This is a genomic window from Streptomyces flavofungini (genome assembly GCF_041028215.1).
Classification (GTDB): domain Bacteria; phylum Actinomycetota; class Actinomycetes; order Streptomycetales; family Streptomycetaceae; genus Streptomyces; species Streptomyces flavofungini_B.
On sequence record NZ_JASKYR010000242.1, the window covers coordinates 1 to 10247 of the forward strand.

7 protein-coding genes and 1 pseudogene are annotated in these 10247 nt (G+C 71.6%); 2 read left to right on the forward strand and 6 right to left on the reverse strand.

Going from position 1 to position 10247, the window contains the following annotated elements; genetic code table 11:
- Nucleotides 1–46: 46 nt before the first annotated feature.
- The 4 genes and pseudogenes from AB8Z36_RS18215 to pgsA all read right to left on the reverse strand — a co-directional run.
- A pseudogene (locus AB8Z36_RS18215) lies at nt 47–313 on the reverse strand (hypothetical protein); the annotation flags it as partial.
- A 106-nt stretch (nt 314–419) separates the two neighbouring features.
- The gene (locus AB8Z36_RS18220; protein ID WP_369214382.1) at nt 420–1583 is read right to left on the reverse strand and encodes a glycosyltransferase family 4 protein; all 1164 of its coding nucleotides are present in this window, start codon (nt 1581–1583) and stop codon (nt 420–422) included.
- The gene (locus AB8Z36_RS18225; RefSeq protein ID WP_369214383.1) at nt 1580–2500 is read right to left on the reverse strand and encodes a phosphatidylinositol mannoside acyltransferase; all 921 of its coding nucleotides are present in this window, start codon (nt 2498–2500) and stop codon (nt 1580–1582) included. Before AB8Z36_RS18225 ends, AB8Z36_RS18220 begins: the two co-directional genes overlap by 4 nt.
- Nucleotides 2497–3165: a phosphatidylinositol phosphate synthase gene (pgsA, locus tag AB8Z36_RS18230; RefSeq protein ID WP_369214384.1), complete on the reverse strand. Its 669-nt coding sequence runs from the start codon at nt 3163–3165 to the stop codon at nt 2497–2499. Before pgsA ends, AB8Z36_RS18225 begins: the two co-directional genes overlap by 4 nt.
- Before the next feature lie 258 nt (nt 3166–3423).
- Here pgsA and AB8Z36_RS18235 point away from each other — a divergent pair, with 258 nt between their 5' ends.
- A complete protein-coding gene (locus AB8Z36_RS18235; protein WP_369214385.1) occupies nt 3424–5640 on the forward strand; it encodes an elongation factor G-like protein EF-G2 in 2217 nt (738 codons plus the stop codon).
- 207 nt (nt 5641–5847) lie between these two features.
- Nucleotides 5848–7503: a hypothetical protein gene (locus tag AB8Z36_RS18240; RefSeq protein WP_369214386.1), complete on the forward strand. Its 1656-nt coding sequence runs from the start codon at nt 5848–5850 to the stop codon at nt 7501–7503.
- 31 nt (nt 7504–7534) lie between these two features.
- Here AB8Z36_RS18240 and AB8Z36_RS18245 read toward each other — a convergent pair whose 3' ends face one another.
- Nucleotides 7535–8098 carry an HIT family protein gene (locus AB8Z36_RS18245; protein WP_369214387.1) on the reverse strand — a complete coding sequence of 188 codons (564 nt, stop codon included), beginning with the start codon at nt 8096–8098 and terminating at the stop codon, nt 7535–7537.
- Nucleotides 8099–8202: 104 nt separating this feature from the next.
- Nucleotides 8203–10185, reverse strand: a complete 1983-nt coding sequence (gene thrS, locus AB8Z36_RS18250) for a threonine--tRNA ligase (protein ID WP_369214388.1) — start codon at nt 10183–10185, stop codon at nt 8203–8205.
- Nucleotides 10186–10247: the final 62 nt, after the last annotated feature.

The window sequence follows — 10247 nt, forward strand, 5'->3', positions numbered from 1 at the left end:
AACGTTACCCGCGGCGCGCCCGCGCGGCCCTCGACGCCCAGCTCCTGCGCCGCGCCTCGGTCGCCCAGGAGCTCGCGACCTCCGGAGTGCTCGATCCGGCCGCCTCGTAGAGCACGATCGAGGCGGCCGGATCGAGCACTCCGGAGGTCGCGAGCTCCTGGGCGACCGAGGCGCGGCGCASGAGSTSGRCGTCGAGGGCCGCGCGGGCCGCGTCGATGCGGGCGTGCAGGCGGTCCAGACGTCCGGCCGTCCAGCTCAGGTAGAGGCCGATCGCGAAGAGCGCGACGGCGATCCAGATCAGTGTCGAGGTCACGGTCGGCAACGTTACCCGCGGCGCGCCCGCGCCCCGACGGGCGAGGTGGCCGGGGCCTCATGGACGCCCGACAGCGGGGCCGCCGGGCGTCCTGCCGTTCCTGCCCCTAGCTCCGCTGCGCCAGTCCGAAGCGTGCCCGCAGCCCCGTCCTGTCGTCCTCCGCCACGGAGGCCGCGCCGTCCGTCACCGTCTCGTAGACCGCGAGGATGTCCGCGCCCACCGTCGACCAGTCGAAGCGGCGCACATGGGCGCTGCCGCGGGAGCGCAGGCCCGCGCGGCGCTCGGGGTCGGCGAGGAGGCGCACCGCCGCCTTGGCGAGGGAGTCCGCGTCCTCGTTGGCGAAGAGGTCACCGGCCGCGCCCTGGTCGAGGACCTGGGCGAAGGCGTCCAGGTCGCTCGCGAGCACGGGCGCGCCCGCGGACATCGCCTCGACCAGGATGATCCCGAAGCTCTCGCCGCCGGTGTTCGGCGCCACGTACAGGTCGACGCTGCGCAGCAGCCGCGCCTTGTCCTCGTCGCTGACCATGCCGAGGAACTCCACCCGGGAGCGGAGCCCGGCGGGGAGCGAGGCCACCGCCTCGTCCTCGTCGCCGCGTCCCGCGACGAGGAGGCGGGCGCCTGGCCGCTCGGCGAAGATCTGCGGGAGCGCCCTCATGAGGACCGGCAGGCCCTTGCGGGGCTCGTCGATGCGGCCGATGAAGCCGATGGTCTCGCCCTGCCACTCCGGCTTCGGCTCGGCCTCGGCGAAGAAGCCGACGTCGACGCCGTTGGGGATGACGACCGCGTCGCCGCCCAGGTGCTCCACCAGGGTGCGGCGCGCGTACTCGCTCACGGCGATGCGCGCGCTGATCTTCTCCAGGGCGGGCTGGAGGATCGGATAGGCGGCGATCATGGCCCGGGAGCGCGGGTTGGACGTGTGGAAGGTGGCGACGATCGGCCCCTGCGCCGCCCAGCAGGCGAGCAGGCCGAGCGAGGGCGAGGCCGGTTCGTGGATGTGGATGACGTCGAAGGTGCCGTCGTGCAGCCAGCGGCGCACCCGCGCGGCCGACAGGAACCCGAAGTTGAGCCGGGCCACGGAGCCGTTGTACGGCACGGGGACGGCGCGCCCCGCCGACACGACGTACGGCGGGAGCGGGGTCTCGTCATCGGCGGGGGCGAGGACGGACACCTCGTGCCCCAGGCGGATGAGGTGCTCCGCCAGATCGCGGATGTGGAACTGGACGCCGCCCGGCACGTCCCAGGAGTACGGGCAGACGATGCCGATCCTCACGACGCCTCCCCCGCCGGTGACTGCTCGGGGCGGGGTTCCAGGTCGGCGAGCCACAGTCGCTGCAGCATGTGCCAATCCTCCGGGTGGTCGGCGATACCGGTGGCGAAGGCGTCTGCCAGCGCCTGTGTCATGGCAGACGTCTTCTCGGCCCTCGTACCTGTCTCGGGCACGTCCACGGGTGGATGGACGCGGCCCTTCATGACGGGGGTCCCGTCATACCAGAGGGTGACCGGCAGGAGGAGCGCCCCGGTCTGCTGGGCCAGCATCGCGGGCCCGGCCGGCATCCGCGCGGTGTCGCCGAAGAACTTCACCTCGACACCGGACGCGGAGAGGTCGCGGTCGGCGACGAGGCAGACGAGGCCGCCCGCGCGCAGCCGCCGGGCGAGGGTGCCGAAGGCGGAGCCGCCGGTGTGCGGCAGGACCTCCATGCCGAGGCTCTCGCGGTAGGCGACGAAGCGGTCGTAGAGCGTCTCGGGCTTCAGGCGCTCGGCGACGGTCGTGAAGGGGGTCTCCAGCTTCGTGGTGACCCAGGCGCCCGCGAGGTCCCAGTTGCCCAGGTGCGGCAGGGCGAGGATGACGCCCTTGCCCGAGGCGAGGCCGTCGGTGAGGTGGTGCAGGTCCGTGGCCTCGAAGCCGTGCCGCACCCGGTCCTTGCTCCAGGACGGCAGCCGGAAGGACTCCATCCAGTACCGCAGGTAGGAGCGCATGCCCGCCCTGGAGAGCTCCTTGAGCCGCTCGGGGGTGGCGTCGGGCACCACGCGCGCGAGGTTGGCCTCAAGGCGCAGCACGCCCTTGCCGCGGCGCTTCCAGACCAGGTCGGCGATGGTCCTGCCGAGCCGCTGGGCGGCCGGTTCGGGGAGCTTCTTGACGGTGCTCCAGCCGGCGCCGTAGAGCGCGTCCGTCAGGCGGTCCCTCACTGCGCCCGCTCGCTCTCCTGCGCGGCGCCCCCGGCGGCGTCCGCCTCGGCGGACTCCCGGCGCACCGTGACGACCCGCTGGACGAGGGTGACCATGCTGCCGACGGCGACGACCCACAGGGCGATGGGCAGCAGGATCTGGATGCCGGGCACGCCGAACTTGTGCAGGCCCGCGAAGCCCGCCGCGACCAGCGAGATCACCAGGCGCTCCGCGCGCTCCACGAGGCCGTTGACGGCGACGGGCAGGCCGATCGCCTCGCCGCGCGCCTTGGTGTACGAGACCACCTGGCCGCTCGCCAGGCAGAAGATCGACACGGCGCAGAGGATGTTGTCGTCGCCGGAACCGGCGTACCAGAGGGCGAGGCCGCCGAAGATGGCGCTGTCGGCCACCCGGTCGAGCGTGGAGTCCAGGAAGGCGCCCCAGCGGCTGGAGCGGCCGAGCTGACGGGCCATGTTGCCGTCGACGAGGTCGCTGAAGACGAACAGCGTGATGACGACCGTGCCCCAGAAGAACTCGCCCCTGGGGAAGAAGACCAGCGCTCCCGCCACCACACCGGCCGTGCCGATGAAGGTGACCGCGTCGGGGCTGACCCCGCGGCGGATGAGAAACGCGGCGAACGGTGTGAGGACACGCGTGAAGAATGCACGCGCGTACTTGTTCAGCATGGCCTTCCCGAGGGGTCGGTGCGCCGGACGGCCCCGTTGGCCACCGGCTGGCCCATCGTAGTCACGCCCCTCACCGACCGGCTCGCCCCCTCACTATCGCGTACGACGTATGGACGCAGAGTGACCCGGGTGGAAAGCTCGGAAGCGCTACGGGCGCCGTCGGAGCCGCCCCGCACCCGGCCCCGCGCGCCCGCGAGCAGCCAGCATCCCCGAGGGGGCTGAGCCTCCTCACCGTGCACGTGACCGGGAGGCCAAGGCATGGGCGACAAAGCGAACGCACACCCCGGAGCCGCCGGCAGGGCAGCATCGGCCGACCACCCCGCGTCCGTACGGAATGTGGTGCTGGTCGGCCACAGCGGATCGGGCAAGACCACTCTGGTGGAGGCCCTCGCGCTGACCGCGGGGGCGGTGAACAGGGCGGGCCGCGTGGAGGACGGCGGCACCGTCTCCGACTACGACGAGATCGAGCACCGCCAGCAGCGCTCGGTCCAGCTCTCCCTGGTGCCCGTCGAATGGGACGGCATCAAGATCAACTTACTCGACACTCCCGGCTACGCCGACTTCGTCGGTGAGCTGAGGGCCGGTCTGCGTGCGGCGGACGCGGCCCTCTTCGTCGTCTCGGCGGCGGAGGGCGCCGAGGGCATCACCGGCGCGACCCGCATGGTGTGGGAGGAGTGCGCGGCGGTCGGCATGCCGCGCGCCATCGTGGTGACGCACCTGGAGTCGGCCCGCGCGGACTTCGCCGGGATGACGCGGACCTGCGCCGCGGCGTTCGGCGCCGACGACCCGGACGCCGTGCTCCCGCTCTACCTGCCGCTCCACGGCGAACAGGGCCCCGACGGGCACGCGCCCGTGACCGGCCTGGTCGGGCTGCTCTCCCAGCGCGTGTTCGACTACGCGTCGGGCGAACGCAAGGAGTCCGAGCCCGGCGCGGACCAGCTCCCGCTGATCGAGGAGGCGCGCAACAAACTGATCGAGGGGATCATCGCCGAGAGCGAGGACGAGTCCCTCATGGACCGCTACCTCGGCGGCGAGGACCTCGACTACAAGTCACTCGTGGACGACCTGGAGCGGGCCGTGGCCCGCGGCATCTTCCACCCCGTCCTCGCGGCGGCGCCCGCGGCGGACGGCGCCCGCCAGGGCATCGGCACCGTCGAACTCCTCGAACTGATCACCGGCGGCTTCCCCACGCCCCTGGAGCACCCGGCGCCCGCCGTCACCACCCCGGACGGCACGGCCCGCCCCGCCCTGGCCTGCGACCCCGCGGGCCCGCTCGTCGCCGAGGTGGTCAAGACGGCGTCCGACCCCTACGTGGGCCGCGTCTCGCTCGTACGGGTCTTCTCCGGCACCCTGCGGCCCGACGAGACCGTGCACGTCTCCGGCCACGGCCTGACCGACCACGGCCACGAGGCCCGCGCCCTGCACGAGGCCGACGAACGGATCGGCGCGCTCTCCGCGCCCTTCGGCAAACAGCAGCGCACCCTCACCCGGTGCGTCGCGGGCGACCTGGCGTGCGTGGCGAAACTGAGCCGGGCGGAGACCGGCGACACCCTGTCCGCCAAGGAGGACCCGCTCCTCATGGAGCCCTGGGACATGCCCGACCCGCTCCTGCCGCTCGCCATCCAGGCGCACAGCAAGGCGGACGAGGACAAGCTCAGCCAGGGGCTCGCCCGCCTCGTCGCCGAGGACCCGACGATGCGCCTGGAGCACAACCAGGACACCCACCAGGTGGTCCTGTGGTGCCTGGGCGAGGCCCACGCCGACGTCGCCCTTGAGCGCCTGCGCAGCCGCTACGGCGTACAGGTCGACGTGGTGCCGCACAAGGTCTCCCTGCGGGAGACCTTCGCCGGGAAGTCCGGGGGCCGCGGGCGCCATGTGAAGCAGTCCGGCGGTCACGGCCAGTACGCGATCTGCGAGATCGAGGTGGAGCCGCTGCCCGGCGGCAGCGGCATCGAGTTCGTCGACAAGGTGGTCGGCGGCGCGGTGCCCCGGCAGTTCATACCGTCCGTCGAGAAGGGCGTGCGCGCCCAGGCGGCGAAGGGCGTCGCCGCGGGGTACGCGCTGATCGACGTGCGCGTGACCCTCCTGGACGGCAAGGCGCACTCGGTGGACTCCTCCGACGCCGCGTTCCAGACGGCGGGCGCGCTCGCGCTGCGCGAGGCGGCGGCCGGGGCGCGGATCCACCTGCTCGAACCGGTCGCGGAGGTACGAGTGCTCGTCGGCGACGACTATGTCGGCGCGGTGATGAGCGACCTGTCCGGGCGCCGCGGCCGGGTCGTCGGCACCGAGCAGGCGCCGGGCGGCCGGACGCTGGTGCGCGCCGAGGTGCCGGAGATCGAGATCGGCCGGTACGCGGTCGACCTTCGCTCCCTGTCCCAGGGCACCGCGCGCTTCAGCCGTGCCTACGCGCGGCACGAGCCGATGCCCCCGCAGCTCTCGGAGAAGATCCGCGAACGGGCGGAGGCCGCTTCCTAGTTGACGCCTCGCGGGCCGCCCGAGCAGCCGAAGCCGCCCGCCGCGCCCCTCGCGGCCGGGCGGCAACTCGGGCCCCGCTGACGGATGTCAGTGCTCCCCGTTACATTGATGACCTGATCAACGCAGGCCCAGGACCTCAACAGGTGTGCCGGGCGGAGAAGTCGGGAAGAGCCGCAGCAGCGAAGGCGTCGCGGCAAGGGGGCGGCAGTGGCGGACGATGTATTCGACTTCAGGCCCGGGGCCCAGGTCCCGCTCTCGGGCGCGGCGGGACAGACCGCGGCGACGCACGCCCTGGCCTCGGCGGCGTACCGCGACAGCGACGTCGGCGAGATCCTCAAGGCCAACAGCGAGTGGCACAAGTCCGAGGTGAAACCGGGCATATGGTCGCTGGCCAAGCCCAGCCTCGGCGAGGCGTTCGCGCGGACCGTGCAGGTGCGGATGCTCGGCGGCGGCCGCAAGCCGCTCATCCAGTCCTTCGGCACCGAGCCTCAGGTGGTCGTGGAGCACTGCCTCGCGGCCAACCGCATCCGCAAGGAGCGCGACAGCTGGCTCACCGCCGTGATGGTGCTCTGCGGCGTGCTCTTCCTGCCGGGCCTGATCGTCTGGCTCGCCGTCTTCACCATCCGGCGCCAGGTCGCCAAGAGCGAGAACAAGAGGACGGGCGCGCTCGCCACGGCCGTCCTGGTCGCGGTGGGCGTGCTCGCCGCCATCGCCCTGATCAAGCTGCCGTTCGGCGGCTTCTGGGCCTGGTATCTGCGGGCGGCGATCGTGCTGCCCGTGGTCGGCTGGTTCTGGGCCAAGCAGATCGCCGAGCGCACCGCCAAGGACCTGCGGGACCGCTGGTCCGGCCTGCTCGCGGGCGGCGGCATCGGTGCCAAGATCCCCGAGGCGGTGCCGGGCAGCCCCGGCGAGACGGCCGCCGAGCAGCTGCGCCAGGGCCTGGCGCGCCTCTCCGCCGAGCAGCAGAGCAACTCCGTCTTCTACGCGGGCCCCAAGGGCATACTGGGCATGGGCACGCGCTGGGGCAGCTGGCAGCTCGCCGAAGAGCTGACGCCCGCCGAGGACGGCAAGGAGATCCACCCCTTCCGCAGCTGGGACGTGATACGCGCGGTGCACGACCAGCTCCGCCTCCTGGAGCGCGGCCCGCTGCACACCGGCGGCTTCACCGCCCCGCAGATAAACCACTGGATCGTCTCCCCCATCGGGGAGAACGCCGGTGCGGTGTCCCGTCCGTCGGGCACGGACGTGGAGGCCTTCCAGATCCGCGGCCACGAGGTCCAGCGGATCTGCAACGAACAGCAGTTCGGCAGCGGCGAGCGGCACTATCTGGGTGTGCAGTTCACCCTCTGGGACGGCCAGCTGGTCATCACGATGCTCATCACGGTCACCGTGCTGCACGAGACGCTGCGCATCGAGGTCACCGGACACGCGCTCGGCCCCGTGCACTCGCTCTTCACCAGCGGCCCCTCCCCCAGGACCAAGACGGTCGCCAAGCCCATCAGGTTCTGGGAGACCACCACCCGCAACCTGCCCCTGGTCGACGCCGACGAGGTGGTGCGCCTCGCCGTCCGCGCCCCCTTCACCTGGTATCCGCCGATCCTCGACCACATCGGCGGCAAGCTGGTCCTGCCCGAGCCCTTCGGCCTGCGGCACGCCTGGGCCGACAAGCCGTGGCGGCACCGCTTCATGGCCGACGACGCGCTGCGCGCCGCCACCCCCGTGCTGCGCGTGGTGCACTCGGCAGCGATCAAGGTCCTTGAGGAGAACGGCGTGAACACCGAGAAGTTCGGTGCCCGCTCCGGCTTCCTCAGCGGGGCCATCCAGGACCCGATGCCGAGGAAGGCGGACGTGTACGACGCGTGAGCCGCCCCGGGCCGCGACCGGCCGCTCCGGCCTAGGCCTGGACCGGCCAGGCGTCGGCGAGCATCTTGCGGGTGTCGGCGAGGAGCTGCGGCAGCACCTTCGTGTGCCCCACGACGGGCATGAAGTTGGTGTCGCCGCCCCAGCGGGGCACGACGTGCTGATGCAGATGCGCGGCGATACCGGCGCCGGCCACGGCGCCCTGGTTCATGCCGATGTTGAAGCCGTGCGCGCCCGAGGCGGTGCGCAGGGCGGTCATCGCCTGCTTGGTCAGCTCGCCGAGCTCGGCGGTCTCCGGCGCGTTCAGCCCGGTGTAGTCGGCGACGTGCCGGTAGGGCACGACCATCAGGTGGCCGCCGTTGTACGGGTAGAGGTTGAGCACCGCGTAGACGTGCTCGCCCCGCGCGATCACCAGGCCGTCCTCGTCGGACTTGGCCGGGATGGAGCAGAAGGGGCAGCCGTCGTCGGCCCCTGGGCCCGTCGGCTTGTTCTCGCCCTGGATGTACGCCATCCGGTGGGGCGTCCACAGGCGCTGGAACGCGTCCTGCGTCCCCACTCCGATCTGCTGCTCCGGCTCACTCGTCATGAGGTGCAGCATATGACTTCACCCGTACGGAAGGCGTCGGCGGGGCGGAACCGCACCTCCGTACGGGGAGAGGCCCCCGAGGACACGCCTCGGGGGCCTCTCGCTCCGTGCCCGTCTCAGACTTGGACGCGGTCCTCGACGGCCTTGGCGATCTTGGCGATGGCCTCGTCGGCCGGGATGCCGTTCTCCTGGGAGCCGTCGCGGTAGCGGAAGGAGACGGCGCCGTTGGCCATGTCCTCGTCGCCCGCGATGATCATGAAGGGCACCTTGGACTTCTGGGCGTTCCTGATCTTCTTCTGCATGCGGTCCGACGACGCGTCGACGTCCACCCGCAGGCCCCGCTCCTTCGCCTTGGCGGCGAACTCCTGGAGGTAGGGCACATGGGCGTCGCCGATCGGGATGCCGAGCGCCTGCACGGGGGCGAGCCACACCGGGAAGGCACCCGCGTAGTGCTCCAGGAGCACCGCGAAGAACCGCTCGATGGAGCCGAAGAGCGCCCGGTGGATCATGACGGGCTGCTGCTTGGTGCCGTCCGAGGAGGTGTACTCCAGGCCGAACCGCTTGGGCTGCTGGAAGTCGACCTGGATGGTCGACATCTGCCAGGACCGGCCGATCGCGTCCTTGGCCTGCACGGAGATCTTCGGGCCGTAGTACGCGGCGCCGCCCGGGTCGGGGACCAGCGGGAGGTCCTGCTTGGCGGCCGCCTGGCGCAGCGCCTCGGTGGCCTCCTCCCACTCCGCGTCCTCGCCGATGAACTTGTCGGACTCGGGGTCGCGGGTGGAGAGCTCCAGCTCGAACTCGTTCAGGCCGTAGTCGCGCAGCAGGTCGAGGACGAAGGTGAGGAGGGAGTCCAGCTCGCCCGCCATCTGCTCCTTGGTGCAGTAGATGTGCGAGTCGTCCTGGGTGAAGCCGCGCGAGCGGGTCAGGCCGTGCACGACGCCCGACTTCTCGTAGCGGTAGACCGTGCCGAACTCGAAGAGCCGCAGCGGCAGTTCGCGGTAGGAGCGGCCGCGCGCCTTGAAGATGAGGTTGTGCATCGGGCAGTTCATCGCCTTGAGGCGGTAGTTCTGCTCGTCGAACTCGATGGCAGGGAACATGCCGTCCGAGTAGTTCGGCAGGTGCCCGGAGATCTCGAAGAGACGCTCCTTGGAGATGTGCGGCGTGTTCACGAACTCATAGCCCGTGTCCTCGTGCCGCTTGCGGGAGTAGGTCTCCATCTCCTTGCGGATCACGCCGCCCTTGGGGTGGAAGACCGCGAGGCCCGGGCCGAGCTCCTCGGGGAAGGAGAAGAGGTCCAGCTCGGAGCCGAGCTTGCGGTGGTCGCGCTTCTCGGCCTCGGCGAGGAACTCCAGGTGCGCCTTGAGCTCGTCCTTCGACGGCCATGCGGTGCCGTAGATGCGCTGGAGCTGCGGGTTCTTCTCGCTGCCGCGCCAGTAGGCGGCGGCGGAGCGCATCAGCTTGAACGCGGGGATGTTCCGGGTGGTGGGCAGGTGCGGACCACGGCAGAGGTCCTTCCAGCACAGCTCGCCGGTCTTGGCGTCGAGGTTGTCGTAGATGGTCAGCTCGCCGCCGCCCACCTCGGCGTCCGCGCCCTCGGCGGCGTTCGCCGCGTTGCCCTTGAGGCCGATGAGCTCCAGCTTGTACGGCTCGCCGGCCAGCTCCTCGCGGGCGTCGTTGTCGGTGGTGACGCGGCGCGAGAACTTCTGGCCCCGCTTCTGGATCTCCTGCATCCGCTTCTCGATGCGCTTGAGGTCCTCGGGGGTGAACGGCTCGGCGACGTCGAAGTCGTAGTAGAAGCCGTCCCTGATGGGCGGGCCGATGCCCAGCTTGGCCTCGGGGAAGAGCTCCTGCACGGCCTGCGCCATGACGTGCGCGGTGGAGTGGCGCAGGATGTTCAGGCCGTCCTCGGAGGAGATCTCCACGGGCTCGACCTCGTCGCCGTCGGCGACGGCGTACGCCAGGTCCTTCAGCTCGCCCGCCACGCGGGCGGCGACGACGGTGCGCTCACCGGGGAAGAGCTCGGCGGCCGTAGTGCCCGTCGTCACCACGCGCTCTTCCCGCTCGGAATCGCGATGGATGATCACACGGACGTCTGACACCGGTCTCTCCTTGCTGAAGGGGGCTGCGGCGCTGTCTGGTGCGCGCGCACCAGGAATCGTAC